20 protein-coding genes are annotated in these 22,728 nt (G+C 74.6%); 11 read left to right on the forward strand and 9 right to left on the reverse strand.

Features of this window, described 5'->3' with window-relative positions:
- Positions 1-159 precede the first annotated feature (159 nt).
- The 5 genes from Ae505Ps2_RS01200 to glgB all read left to right on the forward strand — a co-directional run bounded on the left by Ae505Ps2_RS01200 (position 160) and on the right by glgB (position 6,714).
- The gene (locus tag Ae505Ps2_RS01200) at positions 160-807 is read left to right on the forward strand and encodes a hypothetical protein (RefSeq protein WP_075310547.1); all 648 of its coding nucleotides are present in this window, start codon (positions 160-162) and stop codon (positions 805-807) included.
- A complete protein-coding gene (locus tag Ae505Ps2_RS01205; RefSeq protein WP_158071528.1) occupies positions 795-2,042 on the forward strand; it encodes a glycosyltransferase in 1,248 nt (415 codons plus the stop codon). Before Ae505Ps2_RS01200 ends, Ae505Ps2_RS01205 begins: the two co-directional genes overlap by 13 nt.
- Entirely contained in the window at positions 2,039-2,887 is an 849-nt protein-coding gene (locus tag Ae505Ps2_RS01210; RefSeq protein ID WP_075310543.1) for an alpha/beta hydrolase, read from the forward strand. Before Ae505Ps2_RS01205 ends, Ae505Ps2_RS01210 begins: the two co-directional genes overlap by 4 nt.
- Positions 2,884-4,047: a glycosyltransferase family 1 protein gene (locus Ae505Ps2_RS01215; protein WP_075553345.1), complete on the forward strand. Its 1,164-nt coding sequence runs from the start codon at positions 2,884-2,886 to the stop codon at positions 4,045-4,047. The genes Ae505Ps2_RS01210 and Ae505Ps2_RS01215 overlap by 4 nt, the downstream gene beginning before the upstream one ends.
- 165 nt (positions 4,048-4,212) lie before the next feature.
- On the forward strand, positions 4,213-6,714 hold the full coding sequence (gene glgB, locus Ae505Ps2_RS01220; protein ID WP_337819579.1) for a 1,4-alpha-glucan branching protein GlgB: 2,502 nt from the start codon (positions 4,213-4,215) through the stop codon (positions 6,712-6,714).
- Positions 6,715-6,733: 19 nt separating this feature from the next.
- Here glgB and Ae505Ps2_RS01225 read toward each other — a convergent pair whose 3' ends face one another.
- Both Ae505Ps2_RS01225 and Ae505Ps2_RS01230 read right to left on the reverse strand, forming a co-directional pair.
- On the reverse strand, positions 6,734-8,017 hold the full coding sequence (locus Ae505Ps2_RS01225; RefSeq protein ID WP_075553346.1) for a glycosyltransferase family 87 protein: 1,284 nt from the start codon (positions 8,015-8,017) through the stop codon (positions 6,734-6,736).
- Positions 8,018-8,064: 47 nt separating this feature from the next.
- A complete protein-coding gene (locus tag Ae505Ps2_RS01230; RefSeq protein WP_249265201.1) occupies positions 8,065-9,054 on the reverse strand; it encodes a tetratricopeptide repeat protein in 990 nt (329 codons plus the stop codon).
- A 513-nt stretch (positions 9,055-9,567) separates the two neighbouring features.
- Here Ae505Ps2_RS01230 and Ae505Ps2_RS01235 point away from each other — a divergent pair.
- Positions 9,568-9,813: a hypothetical protein gene (locus Ae505Ps2_RS01235; protein WP_020623302.1), complete on the forward strand. Its 246-nt coding sequence runs from the start codon at positions 9,568-9,570 to the stop codon at positions 9,811-9,813.
- Positions 9,814-9,944: 131 nt separating this feature from the next.
- Here the strand turns inward: Ae505Ps2_RS01235 and Ae505Ps2_RS01240 are convergent, their stop codons facing one another.
- Positions 9,945-10,748: an alpha/beta hydrolase gene (locus tag Ae505Ps2_RS01240; RefSeq protein ID WP_075310533.1), complete on the reverse strand. Its 804-nt coding sequence runs from the start codon at positions 10,746-10,748 to the stop codon at positions 9,945-9,947.
- Positions 10,745-11,059 carry a thiamine-binding protein gene (locus Ae505Ps2_RS01245; RefSeq protein ID WP_020623304.1) on the reverse strand — a complete coding sequence of 105 codons (315 nt, stop codon included), beginning with the start codon at positions 11,057-11,059 and terminating at the stop codon, positions 10,745-10,747. The genes Ae505Ps2_RS01240 and Ae505Ps2_RS01245 overlap by 4 nt, the downstream gene beginning before the upstream one ends.
- A gap of 65 nt (positions 11,060-11,124) precedes the next feature.
- On the opposite strand from Ae505Ps2_RS01245, the gene Ae505Ps2_RS01250 reads away from it, so the two are divergent.
- Complete coding sequence (locus Ae505Ps2_RS01250; RefSeq protein ID WP_020623305.1) at positions 11,125-11,628, forward strand: MarR family transcriptional regulator; 504 nt, start codon at positions 11,125-11,127, stop codon at positions 11,626-11,628.
- Between the two features lie 289 nt (positions 11,629-11,917).
- The gene (locus tag Ae505Ps2_RS01255) at positions 11,918-12,886 is read left to right on the forward strand and encodes a helix-turn-helix transcriptional regulator (RefSeq protein ID WP_075310531.1); all 969 of its coding nucleotides are present in this window, start codon (positions 11,918-11,920) and stop codon (positions 12,884-12,886) included.
- Positions 12,887-12,902: 16 nt separating this feature from the next.
- Here Ae505Ps2_RS01255 and meaB read toward each other — a convergent pair whose 3' ends face one another.
- Positions 12,903-13,895, reverse strand: coding sequence for a methylmalonyl Co-A mutase-associated GTPase MeaB (gene meaB, locus Ae505Ps2_RS01260; RefSeq protein ID WP_083695227.1), 993 nt, complete (start codon positions 13,893-13,895; stop codon positions 12,903-12,905).
- Between the two features lie 107 nt (positions 13,896-14,002).
- Positions 14,003-15,190 (reverse strand): acetyl-CoA C-acetyltransferase, encoded by a 1,188-nt coding sequence (locus Ae505Ps2_RS01265; protein ID WP_075334338.1) that lies wholly within the window; start codon positions 15,188-15,190, stop codon positions 14,003-14,005.
- Between the two features lie 138 nt (positions 15,191-15,328).
- Here Ae505Ps2_RS01265 and mce point away from each other — a divergent pair, with 138 nt between their 5' ends.
- The 3 genes from mce (at position 15,329) to Ae505Ps2_RS01280 (ending at position 18,790) form a co-directional block, all read left to right on the forward strand.
- Complete coding sequence (gene mce / locus Ae505Ps2_RS01270; protein WP_020623309.1) at positions 15,329-15,787, forward strand: methylmalonyl-CoA epimerase; 459 nt, start codon at positions 15,329-15,331, stop codon at positions 15,785-15,787.
- Between the two features lie 200 nt (positions 15,788-15,987).
- Positions 15,988-17,319 carry a crotonyl-CoA carboxylase/reductase gene (gene ccrA, locus Ae505Ps2_RS01275; RefSeq protein WP_020623310.1) on the forward strand — a complete coding sequence of 444 codons (1,332 nt, stop codon included), beginning with the start codon at positions 15,988-15,990 and terminating at the stop codon, positions 17,317-17,319.
- 136 nt (positions 17,320-17,455) lie between these two features.
- Positions 17,456-18,790: a hypothetical protein gene (locus Ae505Ps2_RS01280; RefSeq protein WP_075333818.1), complete on the forward strand. Its 1,335-nt coding sequence runs from the start codon at positions 17,456-17,458 to the stop codon at positions 18,788-18,790.
- A gap of 21 nt (positions 18,791-18,811) precedes the next feature.
- Here Ae505Ps2_RS01280 and Ae505Ps2_RS01285 read toward each other — a convergent pair whose 3' ends face one another.
- The 3 genes from Ae505Ps2_RS01285 to Ae505Ps2_RS01295 all read right to left on the reverse strand — a co-directional run bounded on the left by Ae505Ps2_RS01285 (position 18,812) and on the right by Ae505Ps2_RS01295 (position 22,636).
- The gene (locus tag Ae505Ps2_RS01285; RefSeq protein ID WP_020621449.1) at positions 18,812-19,048 is read right to left on the reverse strand and encodes a hypothetical protein; all 237 of its coding nucleotides are present in this window, start codon (positions 19,046-19,048) and stop codon (positions 18,812-18,814) included.
- 100 nt (positions 19,049-19,148) lie between these two features.
- A complete protein-coding gene (locus Ae505Ps2_RS01290; protein WP_075310527.1) occupies positions 19,149-20,933 on the reverse strand; it encodes a 3-hydroxybutyryl-CoA dehydrogenase in 1,785 nt (594 codons plus the stop codon).
- Positions 20,934-21,103: 170 nt separating this feature from the next.
- A complete protein-coding gene (locus tag Ae505Ps2_RS01295; protein WP_075310525.1) occupies positions 21,104-22,636 on the reverse strand; it encodes an aldehyde dehydrogenase family protein in 1,533 nt (510 codons plus the stop codon).
- Positions 22,637-22,728: the final 92 nt, after the last annotated feature.

The following is a 22,728-nucleotide window of genomic DNA, read 5'->3' on the forward strand; positions in this document are numbered from 1 at the left end:
GCCGCCGGCGACACCCGGTGGTCACCGGAGCTTCCGCGCCACGACGCCGGGGCGACGCCCGACTCCCCGGGCGGCCCGGCACGGGATCGTGGAATCCTCCCCGACCAGGAGGACATCCACCGTGAGACGACCACCCACCACACGGCCCGGGGACCTGTCGTGACCCCGGCCGGTCTGCTCGGTGTGGACGGTCTGGACGGCGTCCTGGGCCTGGTCCAGCGGCCCGACGGGCCCACGCTCGGCGTGACGCTCGCTGTGCTCTTCCTCGGTGTGCTGGTGGAGGGCCCGGTGGTCAGCGTCGTCGCGGGCTCGCTCGCCGGGGCCGGGCTGCTCGACTGGTGGGCGGTGTGGCTGGTGGCCTTCGCCGCCGACGTCGTCGCCGACACCGTCTTCTACGTCCTCGGCCGCGGCGGGCGCCGCCCGGGCATCGCTCCGCTGCTGGTCCGGCTGGGTCTGACCGCGGGTCGCCGGGAGGTGCTGCGCGCAAAGGTGGGGGGCCGTCCGGGCAGGGTGGTGCTGGGCGCGAAACTGGTGGACGTCGGCGCGATCCCCGCGTTCCTGGCCATCGGCCTGGCCGGAGTGTCGTACCGGCGGTTCGTGGCCTGGGTGGTCCCGCTGACGGCGGTGCGTTCGGCGCTGCTGGTCGGGATCGGCTGGGTGGTCGGGGGCCGGTTCGCCGCGGAGCTGGCCGACCGGCCGTGGATCATCGTGGCGGTGGGGCTGGGCGTGGGCCTGGTGCTCGTGGCCGGGCGCGCGCTGTGGGTGCGTGCCACGACCTCGCGGAAGGAGAACGCGTGCGCGTCCTGATCGGGGCCGACACCTGGGCACCGGACGTCAACGGGGCCAGCTACGCCGGCCAGCGGCTGGCGGCCGAGCTCGCCGCCCGCGGGCACGAGGTGCACGTGGTCGCGCCCTCGCGCGGCCTGCGCAGCAGGCCGCCGTGCCGGGTCGGGCCGGTGATCGAACACCGGGTCCGCTCCTGCCGCGTCCCCAAGCCGCCGGGCTTCCGGCTCTGCCCGCCGCCCGGGCTGCGCCAGACCTGCCGCGCGATCCTGCGCCGGGTCCGGCCCGACGTCGTGCACGTGCAGAGCCACATGGTGCTGGGCCGGATGCTGCTCACCGCGGCCGCCGACCTCGGCGTCCCGTCGATGGCGACCACGCACATGATCCCGGAGAACATCATCCCGGCGATCAGCTTCCTGCACCTGCCGGAGTCCGGGCTCAAGAAGCTGTTCTGGTGGGACGCGGTGCGCGTGCTCAGCCGGGCGGGGCTGGTCACCGCGCCGACCCCGCTGGCCGCGTCGATGGCCGAGCAGGGCGGTGTCCCCGGCCCGGTGCTGCCGGTGTCCAACGGTCTGGACCTCGGCCGCTTCCGGCCCGACACCACCGGTCGCGGGCCCGCGTTCCGGGCCCGGCACGGCATTCCCGCCGACGTGCCGCTGGTCGGCTTCGTCGGGCGGCTGGACCGGGAGAAGCACGTCGACGAGCTGGTCCGCGCCACCGCGCTGCTGCGCGCCGGTGCGGTGCCCGACGCGCAGCTGGTCGTCGTCGGCGACGGCGAGGAGCGGGCCCGGCTGGGCGCGCTGGTCCGCGCCCAGCACCTGGAGCACGCGGTCACCTTCACCGGCCGGCTCACCGACGACGAGATCCCCGACGTCTACCCGGCCCTGGACGTGTTCTGCAACGCCGGCACCGCCGAGCTGCAGAGCCTGGTCACGCTGGAGGCGATGGCGACCGGGAAGCCGGTCGTCGCCGTCGACGCGGGTGCGCTGCCGCACCTGGCCCGCCCCGGCGAGAACGGCTGGCGCTACCCGCACGGCGACGTCACCGCGCTCGCCGACCGGCTGGCCCGGGTGCTCGGTGACCCCGACGGCGCCGCCGTGCTGGGGGCGGCCAGCCTGCGGATCGCGTCCGAGCACTCGCTGGCGGCCACGGTGGACACCTTCGAGGAGCTGTACCGGACGAAGGCCCGCCCGGTCGTCCCGGTGCGTGCGTTCCGCTCGGGGCGCCGCGCCCGCCGGCACGCGGACACCCGGCGGTGACCGCCACGCTCACGCCCGCCCTCGAGCGCCCGGTCGACGGTGCCCGCACCGTCGTGCACACCTTCGGCGACCCGGACGGGGCGCCGGTGCTGGCGCTGCACGGACTGCGCGGCAGCCACCACGGGCTCGCGCCGCTGGCGTCGCGGCTGACCGGGTATCGGGTCGTCGTGCCGGACCTGCCCGGGTTCGGGGCGTCACCACCGTTCACCGACCGCACCCACGACGTCGACGGTTACGCCCGATGGGCCTCGGCGCTGCTCGCCGACCTCGGCCCGGACACGGTGCTGCTGGGGCACTCGTTCGGGTCGATCGTCGCCGCGGCCGTCTGCGCCGCGGCCGCGACCACCCCCCGGGCCCTGGTGCTGGTCAACCCGATCGCCGAGCCCGCCTCGGGTGCCGGCGGCATCACCGGCCTCGGGACGGCGGCCACCGCGCTGCTCCACGAGGGAGCCGCCCGGCTCGGCCTCGACGGCGTGCTGCGCCACCGGCTGCTCGCCGACGCCGCGACCGTCTCGATGACCACCACCCGCGACCCGCTGCTGCGGCACTGGATCTCCGACGAGCACCGTGCCCACTTCGGCACCTTCGCCACGACGGCGTCGCTGCTCGAGTGCTTCCGCGCCGCCGGTTCCGGCTCGGTGCGGCCGTGGGCACCCCGCATCACGGTGCCGACGCTGCTGCTGGCCGGGGCCCGCGACCGGGTCGCCCCACCGGCCGGGCAGCACGCGCTCGCCGCCGCCTTCGCCGACGCCCGGCTGGTCCTGCTGCCCCGCACCGGCCATCTCGTGCACTACGAGGCCCCGGCGTGGGCGGCCCGGGAGATACGGGGTTTCCTGCAGCGGTGAGGGTGCTCGTCGACTGCCGCTACATCCGTCCCGGACGCCCGGACGGCATCGGCCGCTACACCACCGGACTGGTCCGCGCGCTGGACCGGATCACCCCGGTGGAGCTGCTGGTGTCCGACCCGCGCCAGCGCGACGGGCTGCCCGACCGGCCCGCGCACACCCTGCCGTCGCCGACCGGGGCCGGGGAGCCGCTGGTCGCGCGGCGGGTGAACCGGATCCTCGCCGGGACGTCCGGCACCCACGGCACCGCCGGGACGTCCGGCACCGACGGCACCGACGGCACCGACGGGTCACCCGATGCGGTCGTCTTCAGTCCGATGCAGACGATGGGCACGCTGGGCCGCCGCTACGCGGTCGTGCTGACCGTGCACGACCTCATCTACTACCGGCACCCGGCGCCGCCGCCGTGGCTGCCCGCCCCGGTGCGGGCGGTGTGGCGGGCCTACCACCTGTCGTGGTGGCCGCAGCGGCTGCTGCTGGCCGGCGCCGACGCCGTCGCGTGCGTGTCCGCCGCGACCGCGGCCCTGGTCGCGGAGCACCGGCTGTCGCGCCGGGAGGTCTCCGTCGTGCCGGACGCCACCGACTTCCACCTGCCGCCCGGCACGCCGACGCGGTCCCGCCCGTCGGGGAACCGGATCGTCTACGCCGGGTCGTTCATGCCCTACAAGGACGTCGCGACGCTGGCCAGGGCCGCGGCCCGGCTGCCGGACCACGAGCTCCACCTGGTCTCCCCCGTCCCGCCGGGGGTGCGCACGGAGCTGGAGCTGCTCGCCGCGCCGGCCCGGCCGGTGTTCCACGACGGCGTCGACGACGACGGCTACCGCGCCCTGCTCGACGGCGCCACCGCGCTGGTCTCCGCCTCCCGCGACGAGGGTTTCGGGCTCCCGATGCTGGAGGCCATGGCGCGGGGCTGCCCGGTCGTGGTCACCGACATCCCGGCCTTCCGCGAGGTCGCGGGCGACGCCGGGGTGTTCGTCGCACCGGGTGACGACGCCGGGTTCGCCGCCGCCGTGCGCGGGCTGGACACGACGTGGACGCAGCGCTCCGACGCGGTGCGCGCCCGCGCCGCCGAGCAGACCTGGGACGACGCCGCCGTCGCGCTGCAGGCGGTCCTCGAACGGGCACTGCGGCGCCACCGGCGACGGCGCGGGCGGGGCTGACCCGGCTCCGCTCACGCTCGACTGCGATCCGGCAACACTGTGCGACCGCACGCGGCGAGCATCCGTCACTCGCAGTACGGTTCCGCCGTGACCTCCGAGGAGACCCGAGCGACCCGCTCCGAGACCGATGCGTACGCACCGGACCCGGCGACGACCGACCGGCTCCTGGGCGGTGCCCACCACGACCCCCACTCGGTCCTCGGCGCGCATCCGCACGTCGACGGCACCGTGGTCCGTGTCCTGCGGCCGCACGCCGTCTCGGTGGCGGTGCTGCCGAACGGTGACCGCGCGCAGGCCTGCGAGCTGACGAGGGTGCACGACGCCGGACTGTTCTCCGGCCTCGTCCCCGGCTCCGGCGGCGACTACCGGCTGCTCGTGACCTACGGCGACGGCGCCGGCGGCACGACCGAGCAGACGGTCGACGACCCGTACCGCTGGCTGCCGACGCTCGGCGACATGGACCTGCACCTCATCGGCGAGGGACGGCACGAACGACTGTGGGACGTCCTCGGCGCACACGTCCGGGACTACGAGACCCCGTCCGGCCCGGTCGCCGGGACCAGCTTCGCCGTCTGGGCCCCGAACGCCCGCGGTGTGCGGGTCACCGGTGACTTCGACGGCTGGGCAGGCTGGGCGCTGCCGATGCGCTCACTGGGCAGCTCCGGGGTCTGGGAGCTGTTCCTGCCCGGCGTCGGTGTCGGCGACCGCTACAAGTTCCGCATCCTGGGCCCCGACGGCCGGTGGCGTGACAAGGCCGACCCGATGGCCTTCGCCACCGAGATCCCGCCGCAGACGGCGTCGGTCGTGACCCGCGACGTCCACGAGTGGGGCGACGACGCGTGGATGACCGCCCGCGCGCAGGTCCGCCCGCACGAGGAGCCGATGAGCATCTACGAGATGCACCTCGGCTCCTGGGTGCCGGGCCTGGACTACCGCGAGATCGCCGAGCGGCTGGTGGCCTACCTGGACACCACCGGGTTCACCCACGTCGAGCTGCTGCCCGTGGCCGAGCACCCGTTCGGCGGGTCCTGGGGCTACCAGGTGACGTCGTACTTCGCCCCGACCTCGCGGTTCGGCACGCCCGACGACTTCCGGTACTTCGTCGACCGGCTGCACCAGGCGGGCTACGGCGTGATCGTCGACTGGGTTCCCGCGCACTTCCCGCGCGACGAGTGGGCGCTGGCCCGGTTCGACGGCACCGCCTGCTACGAGCACGCCGACCCGCGCCGCGGCGAGCAGCCCGACTGGGGCACGCTCGTGTTCGACTTCGGCCGCAACGAGGTGCGCAACTTCCTCGTCGCGAACGCGCTGTACTGGCTGGAGTCCTTCCACATCGACGGCCTGCGGGTCGACGCGGTCGCCTCGATGCTCTACCTGGACTACTCCCGTGCCGACGGCCAGTGGCTGCCGAACGTCCACGGTGGCCGGGAGAACCTCGACGCGGTCGCGTTCCTGCAGGAGATGAACGCGACCGTCTACCGGGAGCACCCGGGCGTCGTGACGATCGCCGAGGAGTCCACCGCCTGGCCGGGCGTCACCCGGCCCACCTACATGGGCGGTCTCGGGTTCGGGCTCAAGTGGAACATGGGCTGGATGCACGACACGCTCGACTACACCGGGCGCGACCCCATCCACCGCAGCTACCACCACAACCAGATGACGTTCTCGCTGATGTACGCGTTCAGCGAGAACTACGTGCTGCCGATCAGCCACGACGAGGTCGTGCACGGCAAGGGGTCGCTGTGGACCCGGATGCCCGGCGACGACTGGAACAAGGCCGCCGGGGTCCGTGCGCTGCTGGCCTACATGTGGGCGCACCCCGGCAAGCAGCTGCTGTTCATGGGCGGTGAGTTCGGGCAGCCGCGCGAGTGGTCCGAGCAGCGGTCGCTGGACTGGCACCTGCAGAGCGACGACCCGCTGCACGGCGGGATCACCACGCTCGTCGCGGACCTGAACCGGACCTACCGCGCGCAGTCCGCACTGTGGTCGCGGGACACCACCCCGGACGGTTTCGCCTGGATCGACGCCAACGACGCGCAGGGCAACGTGTTCTCGTTCCTGCGCCACGGCGTCGACGCCGAGGGCCGTGCCACCGTGCTGGCCTGCGTCGCGAACTTCTCCGGTGCCCCGCGTGAGGACTACCGGGTGGGGCTGCCGTTCGCCGGGAACTGGACCGAGGTCGTCAACACCGACGCGTCGGCCTACGGCGGGTCCGGGGTGGGCAACCTGGGCCGGGTGCGCGCCGAGCAGGTCATGTGGCACGGCCAGCCCGCGTCGGCGGTGCTGCGGCTGCCGCCGTCGGGGGTGCTGTGGCTGGTGCCGGAGGACACCGGCGGCCCGGTGCTGTCCGTCCCGGCACAGGAGGCCGCCCCGGCCGCGACGGTCCCGCCGCCGCTGCCGGCCGCCGCGCTGCCCGACGAGCCGGAGGACACCGACGTCGAGGCACCGGCGACCCCGGACGACGACCTGCAGGTCGTCGTCACGCCCGCCGACCTCGTCGACCCGGGGCCGGACGACGCCGAGGACGCCCCGGACCCCGGTCCGGTCTCCACCTCGGTCGCGCCCGCACCCGGCACCGTCGGTGTCCGGGCGGTGCGCACCGGCTCGTTCGTCGACGGGAGCTCCGGCACGGGCGCCTCGGACACGGGGACCACCGCGGGCGACTGATCCCGTGGGGCCCGGACCGTCAGGCCGGTGCGCGGGACGGCTCGTCCGCAGTGCGGACGGGACCGCCGGGCACCGGCCCGACGGCCGGGCGCAGCAGGGACCACCAGGTCGCCAGGAGCACCGCCGTGTAGAGCGCCCGTCCGAGCGGGGTCGCCCAGCCGCCGTCGGCCCACAGGTCGGACCAGCTCACCGGGACGACGGCGACACACCCGATCGCGACGACGACCCGGCGGCGCGTGTCCCCCGCCCGCCCGGACGCGGCGAGCGCCAGCAGCCCCGGCAGGAGCAGCAGCAGGTAGTTGTGCCAGGCGATCGGCGCCGCCAGCAGACCGGTGGCGAGCACGGCGAACAGCGCCGTCCCACCCGGGTCGGTGCCCGCGGCCGGGTCGGGGCCGTACCGGCGGGTGCGCCGCCCGAGGTGGACGAGCGTGCCGACCACGATCGCCGCGCCCACCAGGGTGCCGACGACGGTCGGGACCCCCCAGCGGAGCGCCTGGCCCGGCAGGGACGCGTTGTCCGGGGTGGGGCCGACCGGCTCGGCCAGCGCCATCGTCAGCCACTGGAACGCCGTCGGCCACCCGGCGACGGCGACGCCGACCAGCGTCGCGACCGCCGCGGCGGCGATCCCGGCCAGGAACGGCCGCCGACGGGCCTGCACCGCGGGGAGCAGCAGCACCGGCGCGAGCGAGGGCTTGAGGGCGACCGTCACGCCGTAGCAGACGGCGGCCAGCAGTGGATGCCCGCGCCGTTCGGCGACCCAGCCCGCGGTCAGCCCGGCCAGCAGCAGCGGGTAGATCTGGCCCAGCAGCAGCGTGCCGTGCAGCGGCGACGACGCCAGCACCACCACGAGCGCACCGGTCGTCCACCGACGGCCGAGCCGCAGCTCCCGGCAGACCAGCAGCACCGACCCGACGACGAGCAGCACCGACAGCGCCGTCAGCAGCCGGTAGCCGGTGACCGGGTCGAGCAGGGCCAGCGGCGCGAGCAGCACCGACAGCAGCGGCGGGTTGAGGTTGTGCAGCCGGGCGCCGGTGTCGTAGATCGCGGCGCTGCCCGGACCGTGCTGGAGCAGCGCGTACGCCGAGGCCCGGAAGGTGTCGAAGTCGACGTGCATCCGCGCGATGTCGGTCGCCGGGATCCAGCGCAGCAGCGGCGGGCCGCCCAGCACGAACAGCAGCGCCGCGGTCACCAGCGCGGCGACGGCGACGACCGGCGCCACCGGCCGCGCGAGACGGTGCACGCGGTCGCGCGCCGCGGACGCCCACCGCGGAGCCGGCGTCCCGGCAGGAGCGGCGACGGTCACCGCGGGCGCCGGTGCCTGCGGCCGTGGGCCATCGGGGCGGGTCCGGCTCAGAACAGGGCGCGGGCGAGCGCGCGCCGGGCCGTGGCGACCCGCGGGTCGTCGGCCGGGAAGAGCTCGAAGAGCCCGACGAGGTGCCCACGGGCCCGGTCACGGTCCTCGCCCGCGGTCCGGGCGACGGTGTCGACCAGCCGGGTGAAGGCGGCCTCGACCCGGTCGGCGGCCAGCTCGGCGTCGGCCGCGGCGAGCTGGGCGTCGACGTCGTCGGGTGCGGCGTCGGCCCGCGCGATCGACGACGGGTCGGCCTGCTCGGCCCGGGCGAGGAAGCGGACCTGCGCCAGCGCCGCCTTCGCCTGCTCGTTGGCGGGCTCGCTGTCGAGGATCGCGGTGTAGGCGGCCTCGGCGGCCGCGTAGTCGCCCTGCTCCAGGGCGTCCTCGGCGGCGGTGAAGCGCGGGTCCTCGGGCTCCTCGACGGGCTCGTCCGGACCGGCCGCGGCCGCCCGGCGCTCGCCCTCGGCGATGGCGGGCATCCGGTCACGCAGCGCGTCGAGCAGGGACTTCACCCACTCGGCGGCGCGGTCCTCGGGGATGGCGCCGTTGACCGCGTCGACGGGCTGACCGCCGACGAGCACGACCAGCATCGGCACCTGCTGCACGCCGAAGGCCTGGGCCACCCGCGGCTGGGTGTCGATGTCGACCCGGGCCAGGCGCCACGCACCACCACCGGTCGAGGCGAGGCGCTCCAGCACGGCCGACAGCTGCTCCTCGCGCGGGTAGCGGCTGGCCCACAGCTCGACGACGACCGGCACCTGCAGGGACGGCTCGAGGACCTCGGCCTGGAAGCCCTGCTCGGTCGCGTCGACGACCCAGGAACTCCCGCCCCCGCCGGGCGCGGGCGGACCGCCCCCGGCACCGCCGGACGGGGCGGGCCGGTTCGCCGCATCGGCACGGGCCTTCAGCCCGGAGAGGTCGACCGCCCCGGCCATGGCCGAGGAGATCGCCGCACTCTGGGCCGCCTGACGAGGATCTGGGCGAGACACGCCATCCATCCTGGCACGTCCGTGTGTCCGGCGTGACCCGCCCCGCCCGGTCGGACGCACCCCCGCGCGACGCGTCCCACGTCTCCTAGCCCCGCCCCGCCGTCCCGGGATGTCCGCCGGGGTCCGACGCCCGCACGGCACCGCCGATGCCGCAGCTGCACCACCACGCCCCGGGAGAGAGCCGGCGGCACCCACCTGCGTGAACTCGCTTACCCGGTAAGCGAGTTCGCACCGGGACAGGTCCCCGGTGACCGACCGACACCCACCCGTGCCCGCAGAGCCGACGACGGCACGGAGCCCCGGAACCCGGCGGAACCGGCGGGGTCGCCCCCCACGATCACCGGACCGGCGGAGCAACACCGGGCCTCGCCACTCGTTGAACACCCTGCAGGGACTCGATGCTGACTCTGCGTGATCGCGGCGGGGCGTTCCCCCGGTTGCCCCACCCCGCGGTTCCCTTCCCCGACAGAACGACCGCCGGCTCCCCGGCGCACAACGGAGGGCTCCACCCCGATGAGCAACATGCAGACGACCGACAAGCCGACCCTGGCCTACGCGTCGGTGGCGCTGGGCATCATCGCGATCGCCGCGTTCCTCGTGCCGATCGCCGCCTGGATCCTGGGTGCCGCGGGCCTGGTCACCGGCTTCCTCGCCTACCGCAAGCCGGGCATGACCAAGCTCGCCCAGATCGGCATGACCGTCAGCTTCGTCGGCATCCTCGCCGGCGTGTACTACTTCTCGACCATCATGGCGGGCTGAGCACGTCCTTCCTCGCGGCACGCCGCGACGACGACACGGCCTCCGGACCCGGTCCGGGCGCCCGACGGCCGGTGACGGGCCTCCCGCCACCGGCCGTCGTCGTCCCGGCGCCCGGGCCGTGGCACCTCCCGTCAGGCGGGCGCGGCGAGCCCGGCCAGCAGGTCGGCCGTCTCCTCCGGCCGGGTGAGCATCGGGAAGTGCCCGCCCGCGAACTCGACGAGCCGCGCCCCGACCCGCTCCGCCTCCCGCCGCCCCGCGACGGGACTGACGACCCGGTCCCCCACGCACACCACCGACACCGTCGGCACCGCGGGCCACGACGGCACCGGGCACGGCTCGACGAGCAGCGACCAGTCCTGGGGTCGCAGCTGCGCCGCCGCGTCCGCGACCGCGGCCCGCCCGTCACGTCCCGCCGCGTCGAGCTCGTCCGCGACGCCCCGGTAGAGCCCGTCGGCGACCGTCCGCGCGTCAGGCCAGTACGTGCTGACCCCCTCACCACGACGGACCTCGGCGTCGTAACCGGCGACCATCAGGTCGCGCTCGGCACGCATCCGGTCCCGGTAGGGACGGCCCGGCTCGGGGACGAGTGCCGCGACGAGGACCAGTGCCCGCACCCGGTCGGCGATGCGGCCGGCGGCCGCGGTGGCCACGAGACCGCCGAGCGAGTGGCCGACCAGCACGACGGGCGGACCCTCGCCCCGGGGCACCGACCCGTCCGGACCGCCACCGGCGACGGCCAGGACCGCGTCGACGAGCTCGGTGTGGCCGACCCCCGCGACGTCGGACGGGAGATCCGGCGCGACCGCCTCCACCCCCCGGGCCCCCAGGGCCTCGACCACCGGCGCCCACGACGCACCGCGGTGCCAGGCGCCGTGGACGAGCACGACCCGGGCCGGGCCGGGCTCCCCGGCTCCCGGTGCGACCGGGGCGCTCACGCACCGCCCCCGCGCAAGTGCTCCTCGACCCGCTCCACCTTGGCCTGCAGCTGCCCCCGGTACCCGGGCCGGATGTCGGCCTTGAGCACCAGGCTCACCCGGGGCGACACGGCGGTGACGGCCTCGACGGCACGTTTGACCACCGCCATCCCCTCGTCCCAGGTCTCGGACTCGATGGTGGTGAACATCGAGGTGGTCTCGTTCGGCAGGCCGGACTCGCGGACCACCCGGACGGCCTCGGCGACGGCGGCACCGACGCTGCCGTCGCCGGAGTCCGAACCGGACGGGGCGATGCTGAAGGCGAAGAGCATGCCGACACCGTGCCACGCCCGGCATGCGGAACGGACCCGGTCACGGCACTTGCTAGCGTCGGACCATGGCATCCCGCGGGTCGCTCCCCTTCGACCCGATCCAGCGTGCGGCCGAACTGTGGGAGGAGCGGGTCGGCCCCGCCCGCACGATGGCGACGGTCACCAGCGTGATGCGCGTGCAGCAGATCCTGCTCTCGGCCGTCGACACGGCGCTGCGGCCGCACGGGCTGACGTTCGCCCGCTACGAGGCGCTGGTGCTGCTGGACTTCGCGCGCCGCGGCAGCCTCCCGATGCGGGTGATGGGCGAGCGGCTGCAGCTGCACCCGACGAGCGTGACCAACATCGTGGACCGGCTGCAGGGCGACGACCTCGTCCGCCGGATGCCGCACCCCACCGACCGCCGCGCCACCCTGGTCGAGCTGACCCCCGAGGGGCGTGCCCGGCTGGAGAAGGCCACCGCCGCGGTGACCGGCATCGACTTCGGCCTGACCGGGCTGGACCCGGCCGAGGAGGAGCAGCTGACCGCGCTGCTGCGCTCGGTGCGCCGCGCCGCCGGCGACTTCGCCTGACCCGCCCACCTCAGCCCGGCCGTCTCCGCCGGCGCGGCCCACCCGATGGCGGGCCGCCGTGTCCCGGACCACGCCAGCTGCGCATCACCGAGCCGCGGGGCGGCCGGGGCCACAGCATCCGACGCGCCGCGGCCCGCCCGGCCAACGCGCCGCTGAGGCCGGACAGGCCCACGCACGCCAGGTAGTCGATGAGGTCCATGGGGCACACTCCGGGGTGCCGAGGCAGGTGATGACGCGGGTTGCGTCAACGGTGTTGACCCTACGACGGGGCACCGACAGAATCGGCCGCGTGCACGCTCCTCCGCTCCCGTCCGACCGGCCCGGTGCCGGCCCGGCGCTGCGGGCCGCGCGCGACCGGCGGGGCTGGTCCCAGTCCGAGGCGGCCCGTGCGCTGGCCGCGCTCGTCGCCGGGAGCGGCGGCACCGCGCGGGCCGCGAGCCTGAAGACCCAGCTGTCGCGCTGGGAGAACGGCCACGCCGTCCCGGACGCCGCGCACCGCTCGCTCCTCGCCGAGCTGTACGAGACCACCCCGGCCGGTCTCGGTCTCGCCGACGAGCCCGGGCCGGATCCCGTCGACGGGGCCACGCGGCTGCGCGCGGCGCTGGAGCGGACCGCCGCCGTCGGGGAGGAGGAGCTGGACCTGCTGCGCGCCCAGTGGGCCGCGACCAGCGCACTGGACGACCGGCTGGGCACCGCCGCCGCCCACGACGCGGTGTCCGCCGTGGTCACCCAGCTGCGCGAGCCGGCCGCGCACGCGCGGGACCCGCACCTCCTGCGGGCGCTCGGCGGGCTGCTCGCCGCGGCCGCACTGCGGCTCGGGGACCAGGAACGCGACCGCGCCGCCCCGGACCGGGCGTGGGCGGCCTACGTCGAGGCGGAGTCCGCGGCCCTGCGGGCCGGGGACCCGGACACCGCGGACACGGCGCGGCACCGGCGGGAACGCCTGGCGGCCGAGCTGCCGGGCGTCGCCGCACCGGACGCCGACACCGAACAGGCCGGCCCGACCGATACGACGGCGCTGCCGACGATCGACGTCCACACCGCCCCCGCGTGGCTCACCGTCGAGGACGGCCCACCGCAGCGCCCGGTCCGCGAGCGCACCGATCTCGCACTGGGCGAGGTGCTCGCCGCCCTGCGTGCCGGCGACGGCGCCGCCGCGCGGGCCGCCCACGCCCGGGCCAGGGCACTCGCCCTGCGAACCGGGTCGCAGCGCGTCCTCGACCGGCTCGCGGCGCTGTCCGGGACCACGCTCCCCTGATCGGAGGCGGGTCGGCTCAGTCCGCCTGGTCCAGCAACTCGTCGGCGGCGGCCCACGGGTCCAGCTCCCCGCCCAGCACCCGCTCGGTGAGGGCGTCGAGCGCGTCACCGCCGCGCACGCGTTCCATCCGGGCCCGGACCTGCTCCATCCCGATGCCCTCGATCTCGCGACGCGTCCGCTCACGGCGCCGTCGTTCCCGCTCGCCGGACTTCTCGGCCCAGGCGTGGTGCTCGTCGAGGGCGTCGGCGACGGCCGCGATCCCCTCCGCGCGGGACGCGACCGTCGAGAGCACCGGGGGCTCCCACGGCTCGGTACCGAGGCCGGGTGCGTCCGCGCCTCCCTCGCCGCCGTCCGGGAGGCGCAGGTGCAGCATGTTCCGCAGCTCGCGCACCGTGCGGCGGGCCCCCTCACGGTCGGCCTTGTTGACCACGAAGACGTCGCCGATCTCCAGGATCCCGGCCTTGGCCGCCTGGATGCCGTCGCCCATCCCCGGCGCGAGCAGCACGACGGTCGTGTCGGCGAGGCCGACGATCTCCACCTCGGACTGCCCGACGCCGACGGTCTCGATCAGCACGACGTCGCAGCCCGCGGCGTCGAGCACCCGCAGGGCCTGCGGCGTCGCCCAGGACAGCCCGCCCAGGTGCCCGCGCGTGGCCATCGACCGGATGAAGACCCCGTCGTCGTCGGCGTGGTCCCCCATCCGCACCCGGTCGCCCAGCAGCGCCCCGCCGCTGAACGGCGAGGACGGGTCCACCGCCAGCACCCCGACCCGGCGCCCGCGCGCCCGCAGCTCGGTGACCAGCGCCGACGTCGACGTCGACTTGCCCACCCCCGGCGAGCCGGTCAGCCCGATGACGTGCGCCCGTCCGGTGTGCGGGGACAGTGCCGCGGACACCTCGCGCAGCTGCGGACCGGCGTTCTCCACCATCGAGATCAGCCGGGCGACGGCGAGCTGCTCACCGCGGCGGGCGCGCTCCACCAGGTCGCGGGGGTCCGGCGGTCCGGGCACGGTCGGGCTCCTTGTCGGGACGGACGGGCGTCGGGACGGACGGGGTGGATGCACGTCGGCCCCCGCCGAGGCGGGGGCCGACGTGGACCACACGGAGGTCGGGACGGTCAGGCGGAGGGGACGCGCACGATCAGCGCGTCGCCCTGGCCGCCGCCGCCGCACAGCGCGGCCGCGCCGACGCCGCCGCCGCGCGCCTTGAGCGCGAGCGCCAGGTGCAGCGCGATCCGCGCACCGGACATGCCGATCGGGTGACCGAGGGCGATGGCGCCACCGTCGACGTTCACCTTCTCCTCGTCGATGCCGAGCTTGCGGGCCGAGACGATGCCGACCGCGGCGAACGCCTCGTTGATCTCGACGAGGTCGAGGTCGGCGGGCTGGATGCCCTCCTTCTCGCACGCCTTGGCGATCGCGTTCGCGGGCTGCTCGTGCAGCGAGGCGTCCGGACCGGCGACGACGCCGTGCGCACCGATCTCGGCGATCCAGTCCAGGCCCAGCTCCTCGGCCTTGACCTTGCTCATCACGACCACCGCGGCCGCGCCGTCGGAGATCTGCGAGGCCGATCCCGCGGTGATGGTGCCGTCGGCGGCGAAGGCGGGGCGGAGCTTGCCGAGCCCCTCGGTGGTGGTGTCGCCGCGCACGCCCTCGTCGGTGGAGAAGACGATCGGGTCGCCCTTGCGCTGCGGGATCTCGACCGGGGCGATCTCCTGGTCGAAGGTGCCGTCCTGGGCGGCGCGGGCGGCGCGCTGGTGCGAGCGGGCGGAGAAGGCGTCCTGCTCCTCGCGGGTCAGGCCGTAGCGCTCGTTGTACTTCTCGGTGGAGGCACCCATCGCGACCTGGTCGAACGCGCAGAACAGACCGTCGTAGGCCATGTGGTCGGTGAGGGTGGTGTCGCCGAACTTGGTGCCCTCGCGGGACTTGGTGAGCAGGTGCGGCGCCTGGGTCATCGACTCCTGGCCCCCGGCGACGACGATGTCGAACTCGCCGGCGCGGATGAGCTGGTCGGCCAGCGCGATGGCGTCGACGCCGGACAGGCAGACCTTGTTGATCGTCAGCGCCGGGACGTCCATCGGGATGCCGGCCTCGACCGCCGCCTGGCGCGCCGGGATCTGTCCCGCGCCTGCGGTGAGGACCTGGCCCATGATCGTGTACTGGACCTGGTCGGGAGCCACACCGGCCCGCTCGAGCGCGGCCTTGATGGCGACACCGCCCAGCTGGGCCCCGGAGAAGCCCTTCAGGGAGCCGAGCAGACGGCCCATCGGCGTGCGGGCGCCGGCGACGATCACGGTTCCGGACACGGGGTCCTCCATCAGGCTTCGTTGTCAGGTGGGCCGCCACCATACCCACGGCGACGACCCGTCCGGACGCACCGAACGGTGGGGGTGACCAGCGGCACAGACTCCTACCGGCGAGTAGAACCGGTAGCTTCAGCCCCCATGACGACAACCGAGGACGCCCTGTCGCCGCTGGTCGTGGCCGTGGACCACGTGGGCATCGCGGTACCCGACCTGGACGAGGCCATCCGCTGGTACGCGGACAACCTGGGCCTGGTCGCGGTGCACACCGAGACCAACACCGAGCAGGGCGTGCGCGAGGCCATGCTGGGAGCACCGGGCGAGGCGGCCGGCGCCACGAAGGTGCAGCTGCTCGCCCCGCTGAACGAGGACTCGACGATCGCGAAGTTCATCGGGCGCAACGGCCCGGGCCTGCAGCAGGTCGCCTACCGGGTCACCGACGTCGCCGCCGCGGCGGACGCGTTGCGGGCGAAGGGCCTGCGCCTGCTCTACGACGCCCCGCGCCGTGGCACGTCGAACTCGAAGGTCAACTTCGTGCACCCGAAGGACGCCGGCGGAGTGCTGGTCGAGCTCGTCGAGCCGGCCGCGGACGCGCACTGACGGGCGGAGGGACGGCCGGGGCACGACCCCGTCCCGAAGGACAGTACGGGCGTCCGGTGGGGTGGATCACGAAGTGCGCTTCGGGTATCACCCTCACCGTCGACCTACGGTTAAGATACTACGCAGTAACTTGCGGTATCCCAAGCACCATTGGGTGAGCCACCCGACTCCCCTGACAACGTCGCCATCGGAGGCCAGCAGTGAAGGACATCCGCGACGCCATCCTCGCCGGGCAGTTCACCGACGTCGGAGGCCTGGAGGTTCCCGAGCACTATCGGGGCGTCACCGTCCGCGCCGAGGACGTGGACATGTTCGAGGGTCTGACCACCAAGGAGAAGGACCCGCGCAAGAGCCTGCGCGTCGAGGACGTCCCGGTCCCCGAGCTCGGCCCCGGTGAGGCGCTCGTGGCCGTGATGGCCAGCGCGATCAACTACAACACCGTCTGGACCTCGATCTTCGAGCCCGTCTCGACGTTCAGCTTCCTCAAGCGCTACGGCAAGCTCTCGCCGCTGGCCAAGCGGCACGACCTGCCCTACCACGTGGTCGGCTCCGACCTCGCCGGCGTCGTCGTGCGGACCGGCCCCGGCGTCAACACCTGGAAGCCCGGCGACCAGGTCGTCGCGCACTGCCTCTCGGTCGAGCTGGAGAGCCCGGACGGGCACTCGGACACGATGATGGACCCGGAGCAGCGCATCTGGGGCTTCGAGACCAACTTCGGCGGCCTCGCCGAGCTGGCCCTGGTCAAGTCCAACCAGCTGATGCCGAAGCCGGACCACCTCACCTGGGAGGAGGCCGCGTCCCCGGGCCTGGTCAACTCCACCGCGTACCGCCAGCTGGTGAGCAAGAACGGCGCCGACATGAAGCAGGGCGACGTCGTGCTGATCTGGGGCGCCTCCGGCGGCCTCGGCTCCTACGCCACCCAGTTCGCCCTCAACGGCGGCGCCACCCCGATCTGCGTCGTCTCCTCGGAGGAGAAGGCCCAGATCTGCCGCGACATGGGCGCGGAGCTGGTCATCGACCGCAACGCCGAGGGCTACCGGTTCTGGAAGGACGAGACCACCCAGGACCCGAAGGAGTGGAAGCGGCTCGGCGCGAAGATCCGCGAGCTGACCGGCGGCGAGGACCCCGACATCGTCTTCGAGCACCCGGGCCGCGAGACCTTCGGTGCGTCGGTCTACGTCACCCGCAAGGGCGGTCAGATCGTCACCTGCGCCTCGACCTCGGGCTACATGCACGAGTTCGACAACCGCTACCTGTGGATGAACCTCAAGCGGATCGTCGGCTCGCACTTCGCGAACTACCGCGAGGCCTACGAGGCCAACCGGCTCGTCGCCAAGGGCATGATCCACCCGACCCTGTCGCGGGTGTACCCGCTGGCCGAGACCGGCCAGGCCGCGAACGACGTCAAGCAGAACCTGCACCAGGGCAAGGTCGGCGTGCTGGCGCTGGCCCCCGAGGAGGGTCTCGGCGTGACCAACCCGGAGAAGCGCGCGAAGCACCTGGACGGCATCAACCGCTTCCGAGGCGTCTGACGCCGCCGGGGTTCGTCCCCGCGAAGGGCCCGTCCGTGTCACACGGACGGGCCCTTTGTCCATAGCGGGGTGAACCCGGTGACCCCCGGCCGTGAACTTACGGTCCGGCAACCCCCGCGACGGTACGGTGAACGACATGGCCGGCGACCACGACGTACCCGTACCCCGGACCGGTTTCTCGATCGCGCGCCGCGGCTACGACCAGGCGCAGGTCGACAGCCACCTGCGACGGCTCGACGCCCAGGTGCGCATGCTGGCCGCCGACCGTGACGCCGCGGTCGCCCAGAACACCCGGCTGAGTCGTGAGCTCGACGACGCGCGTACCCGGGCCGAGGCCATGCAGCAGCAGGTCAACCGGCTCGCCGGCCCGCCGCAGAACGTGCAGGGCATGAGCGAGCGGCTGCGCTCCATGCTGCGCCTCGCCGAGGACGAGGTCTCCGAGATGCACGCCAAGGCCGACCGCGAGGTCGCCGACCAGCGCCGCCGCGCCGAGGAGCAGGCCCGCGCCCTGATCGAGGACGCCAGGGCCCGGGCCGAGCAGACCGTCGCCGACGCCGAGGCCCACGCGGCCGAGGCCGCCCGCCGCTCCGCCGAGCGCGACCGCGGCCTCGACGAGAAGCAGGCCCGCGTCGAGCGCGAGCTCGCCGAGCTGCGCGAGCGCACCGAGACCGAGCTGACCGAGCTGCGGACCACGACCGAGCGCGAGCTGGCCGAGCGGCGCAGCACCACCGAACGCGAGCTCGCCGAGGCCGAGCGCACCGTCACCGAGCGGATCACCACGGCCGACGCCGAGGCCAGGGAGAACCGCGAGCAGGTCGAGCACGACTTCCGGATCGCGATGGACCAGCGCCGCGCCGAGGCACTGACCTCGCTGTTCGCCGAGCGCGACGCCCTCGAGGCCGACATCTCCCGCCGGGAGCGCGAGGCCGCCGACCGCATCCGCCGCGACCTCGACCAGGCCCACGCCGACGGCGAGAAGATCCGCTCCGACGCCCGCCGCGACGCCGAGGAGACCACCGCCGCCGCCCGGCGCCGGGTGGAGCAGCTCACCGGGCTGCGCGCCCGGCTGACCGAGCAGCTGCGCGCCGCCCGCGCGCTCATCGAGTCCGGCGTCGACGACCTCGACGCCGGCCCGGACCTGGCCGACCTGCCCGTCGACCAGCCGCCCGCCGAGCGCTCCTCGGTCGACCGGCTGCCCGCCGAGCAGGCCCCTGCGGGGTCCGGGGCGGCCGCGACCGACACCGCCGGGGCTCCCGCGTCGGGTTCGGCCGACACCCCGGCGAGCGCACCCCGCACGGTCGAGGAGGCCGTCGCGGCGCGGGAGCGCCGCTCCGCCGCGACCGCGGAGGACGAGTCGGGGTCCCCGACCGGGTCGACGGGCAGCGGGTCGTCCGGATCCGGCCGCCCCCGGCCCTCGCCGCGGGCCCGCAGCGGCTACAGCGGCGGCAAGCGCGCCGCACGCACCCGCTGACCCGGGGTCGGCCCGCTCGGCTCAGTGCCGCCGGAACCCGGCGCGACGACGGTCCCGCGCGTTCCAGCACGGCAGGTGCCAGTGCCGCCGCTCCTCGACGCCGCGGCCGTCGTCGGCGGGCCAGGTCACCACGTGGGGCATCCCCGAGGGCAGCAGCTGGTCGCAGCCGGGGCACCGGTAGTGCTTCACCGTGGTGCCGCCCGGCACCCGGCGGACGTAGTGCTCGCCGTCGCGGCCGCTCTCCAGGTCGGTCGTCATGCCGCTGCCCAGCGGTGGCGCGACGGGACGGCCCCGCCCCCGTTCCGAGGGGCGGGGCCGTCTGCCGCGTCCACGAGCCATGCGACCAGTGTCGCAAGCGCTACCGCTTGGTGTAGTCCCGGAAGCCGTGACCGGTCTTACGCCCGAGCCGACCCGCCGTGACCAGGTGCTCCAGCAGCGGCGCGGGGGCGAACCCGGCCTGGTGGAACTCGGCGTACAGGGACTTCTGGATCGCCAGCGAAACGTCGAGCCCGACGACGTCGAGCAGCTCGAACGGCCCCATCGGCAGCGCGCAACCGGTCTTCATGGCCGCGTCGATGTCGTCGGCGGTGGCGTAGTGCGCCTCCAGCATCTTCACCGCGTCGTTCAGGTACGGGAACAGCAGCGCGTTGACGATGAACCCGGCCCGGTCGCCGCAGCTCACCGGCACCTTCTTGAGCTTCTGGCACACGTCGAGGACGGTGGCCGCCACGTCGCGCGAGGTGCCGATCGTGGACACGACCTCGACCAGCTTCATCACCGGCGCCGGGTTGAAGAAGTGCATGCCGATCACGTCGCCCGGGCGCTGGGTGACCGCGGCACACTCGACGACGGGCAACGAGGAGGTCGTCGTCGCCAGGATCGCGCCGGGCTTGCAGATCTCGTCGAGCGCGCCGAACATCGCCCGCTTGACGTCGAGCTCCTCGGCGACGGCCTCGACGACCAGGTCGACGTCGGCCATGTCCTCCAGCGCGGTGGTGCCGCTGATCCGGGCGAGGACGGCGTCGCGGCCGGCCTCGTCCAGCTTCCCGCGGGCGACCGCCTTGTCCAGGGACTTGCGGACCAGCGCGACCGAGCCCTCGACCTTGGAGTCGCTGCGGCCGCGGACGACGACGTCGTAGCCGGCCTTGGCGAACACCTCGACGATGCCCGAGGCCATCGTGCCGGTGCCGATCACGCCGACCCGCGCCACGTCGCGCAGGGTCACGTCCTCGGGAACGGTGGAGGCCGGGGTCTCCCCGTCGGGGACGACGGTGGAGCTGTGCGGTGCGGAGTAGGTGTAGAAGCCGCGCCCGGTCTTCCGGCCGAGCAGGCCCGCGGTGATCATCTGCTTGAACACCGGGTTCGGCGCGTGCATCAGGTTGCGCGACTCGCCGTACATCGTCTCGAGGATCTCGTAGGCGGTGTCCAGGCCGATGAGGTCGAGCAGGGCCAGCGGGCCCATCGGGTAGCCGCAGCCGTAGCGCATGCCGGCGTCGAGGTCCTCGCGGCTGGCGTAGCGCTCGGCGTACATCTTCGCGGCGTGGTTGAGGTAGCCGAACAGCAGCGCGTTGGCGATGAAACCCGCGCGGTCGCCGATGACGACCGGGACCTTCCCGAGGGAGTCGGCGAACGCCTGGACGTCGGAGATGACGTCGGGCTCGGTGACGACGGTCCGCACGACCTCGACCAGCTTCTGGACCGGCGCCGGGTTGAAGAAGTGCATCCCGACGACCTTGCCCGGGCGCGTGGTGCGCACGGCTAGCTCGGTGACCGACAGCGACGAGGTGTTCGAGGCGAGGATGGCGTCCTCGGCGACGACCTTGTCGACCTCGGCCAGCAGCGCGGTCTTGGCGTCCAGGCTCTCCGGGATGGCCTCGACGACCAGCTGCGCCGGTGCCAGGTCGGCCAGGGTGGTGGTCACGGTGATGCGACCGAGGAGCTCGTCGGCCTGCTCCCGGGTGAGCTTGCCGCGCTCGATGGCGCGGTCGGTCGAGGCCGCGAGGTGGGCCCTGCCGCGCTCCCCCGCGGCGTCGTCCACCTCGACGGCGATCACGTCGAGACCGTTGCGGGCGAACACCTCGACGATGCCTGCCCCCATCGTGCCGAGGCCGACCACTCCGACGGTCCGGAACTCACGTGCCACGCTGCAACCTCCACCGATTCGACAACCTTGTCTTCCGCGTCGGCGCCGATCCTGTCATCCAGAGGTGCTACCAGATCCTGTCATCCAGAGGTGCTACCAGTGGGTAACATGCGGCCAGGACCACCCCGCCGTGCGGGAAGGGCCCTGGTCGTCGGGGGAGGAAGGGCGCCTCAGCGCCCGTGCCGGGCCTTCACGATCCCGACGAGCGTCTGCATCGTGCGCGCGGTCCGCTTGAAGCTGGTGACCACGATCGGCATCCCGAACCGCTGCCGGGCGATCGACTGGGCGCGGGTGAACTCGCGCAGCCCGTCGGCGCCGTGGATGCGGCCGAAGCCGGACTCCCCCACCCCGCCGAAGGGCAGCGACGGGATCCCGGCGAAGGAGATCACGCCGTTGATCGAGACCATGCCGCAGCGCAGCCGCTGCGCGATCTGCTCCCCGCGCTTCGCGGAGAACACCGTCGCGCCGAGGCCGTATCCGGTGGCGTTGGCGCGGCGGACCGCCTCGTCGACGTCGGGCACCCGGTTGACCACGACGAGCGGGCCGAAGGTCTCCTCGGTGACCGCGACGGAGTCCTCGGGCACGTCGGCGATGACGACCGGGGAGATCGACCCGCCCTGGGCGGGCACCGAGTCGGCGCCACCGACGATCGCGCGGCCGCCGCGCTCCAGGGCGTCGGTGACGTGCCGGCGCACGATCTCGGTCTGCGACGGCATCGTCATCGGCCCGAGGTCGCCCTCGTTCGTGGCGGTGCCGACCTGCAGCGCCGACGCCGCGGCCCGCACCTTCTCCAGGAACCGGCCCGCGACGGACTCGACGACGTAGACCCGCTCCACCCCGACGCAGGTCTGCCCCGCGTTGGACATCCCGCCCCAGACGGCGGCGTCCGCGGCGCCGTCGAGGTCGGCATCGGCGTCGACGATCAGTGGGTCCTTGCCGCCGCACTCCATGAGCACCGGCACCAGGTTCTCCGCGCAGGCGGCCATCACCCGGCGTCCGGTCGCGGCGGACCCGGTGAACGCGATCTTGCCGATGCCGGGGGCGCGGCACAGCTCGGCGCCGGTCGGCCCGAACCCGGTGACGACGGTCAGCAGCGGGTACCGGCCCACCTCGGGGACCGCCTCGGCGAGCGTGCGGGCGATCTCGTGGCCGACACCCGGGGTCAGCTCCGAGGGCTTGAACACCACGGTGTTGCCGGCGGCCAGCGCGTAGGCGATCGAGCCCATCGGCGTGAAGATCGGGTAGTTCCACGGCCCGATGACGCCGACGACGCCCAGCGGCCGGTACGCCACCGACGCCGCCTGGTTCGCCATCAGCAGGCCCGGGGACACCGAGCGCCGCCCGAGCACCTTCTTCGCGTTCGCCGAGGCCCAGTCCAGGTGGTCGATGGCGAGCACGACCTCGAGCCGGGCGTCGTCGAGCGGCTTGCCGGTCTCGGCGGCGACGACGCCCGCGACCCGGTCCAGCTGCGCGACCAGCACCTTCTTCCACGCCGCGAGCCTGCGGCGGCGCTCGTCGAAGCCGAGCCCGTCCCACCAGACGGCGGCCTCGGCGGCGTCCCGGACCCGGGCACGGACGTGCTCGCCGTCGTGCACGAGGTAGCGGGCCAGCTCCTCGCCGGTCCGGGGCGAGAGCGACGCGAAGTCCCCGGAACCGGGGACTGCGGCCGTCGTAGGGGTGGAGTCAGCGGCGGTGGCACTCACGTCGCCAGGCTAGACGCCGCGGCAAGGCCCGGCCGGGCCCGCGCTGGCCCGGCGGGGCCGCACCGGCCCGGTGAGGCCGCCTCGGAACAGCC

The sequence above is a fragment of the Pseudonocardia sp. Ae505_Ps2 genome (genome assembly GCF_001932425.1).
Classification (GTDB): Bacteria; Actinomycetota; Actinomycetes; order Mycobacteriales; family Pseudonocardiaceae; genus Pseudonocardia.

What these genes read in the sequence shown, in the direction of transcription:
- Ae505Ps2_RS01235 (WP_020623302.1), top strand. Translation starts at nt 9,568, where the DNA reads ATGAGCAACATGCAGACGACCGACAAGCCGACCCTGGCCTACGCGTCG.
- Ae505Ps2_RS01245 (WP_020623304.1), bottom strand. Translation starts at nt 11,059, where the DNA reads ATGCTCTTCGCCTTCAGCATCGCCCCGTCCGGTTCGGACTCCGGCGAC.
- Ae505Ps2_RS01250 (WP_020623305.1), top strand. Translation starts at nt 11,125, where the DNA reads ATGGCATCCCGCGGGTCGCTCCCCTTCGACCCGATCCAGCGTGCGGCC.
- mce (WP_020623309.1), top strand. Translation starts at nt 15,329, where the DNA reads ATGACGACAACCGAGGACGCCCTGTCGCCGCTGGTCGTGGCCGTGGAC.
- Ae505Ps2_RS01280 (WP_075333818.1), top strand. Translation starts at nt 17,456, where the DNA reads ATGGCCGGCGACCACGACGTACCCGTACCCCGGACCGGTTTCTCGATC.
- Ae505Ps2_RS01285 (WP_020621449.1), bottom strand. Translation starts at nt 19,048, where the DNA reads ATGACGACCGACCTGGAGAGCGGCCGCGACGGCGAGCACTACGTCCGC.